Annotated in this window: 1 protein-coding gene; it reads left to right on the top strand. The window is 67.7% G+C overall.

Features of this window, described 5'->3' with window-relative positions:
* Positions 1-223, top strand: a 223-nt coding sequence (locus E4K09_RS22390) for a hypothetical protein (protein ID WP_134499913.1), incomplete at both ends; no start/stop codon positions are given.

A 223-nucleotide genomic window follows, 5' to 3' on the forward strand; every position in this document is an offset into this window, starting at 1 on the left:
ATCAGGGGCCTTGGTGTGGATGCCTTGCGGGCCCGTGTTCGTGGTCGCTTCCCCGACGCGGAAAGCCTGCCCGATCGTCCGGCCCTCGATGCGCTCCTTGCCGAGGCGGGACCGGAGGTTGAGTGGCGCGGGCCACCGGCCGATCCGGCGGGCTACTACAGCAAGTCTATTCCCGACACAGGCACCGGCAGTGCAACGTTCATGCGCTATGCCACGGTTGCGC

This window comes from Microvirga pakistanensis, from assembly GCF_004458765.1.
GTDB lineage: Bacteria > Pseudomonadota > Alphaproteobacteria > Rhizobiales > Beijerinckiaceae > Microvirga > Microvirga pakistanensis.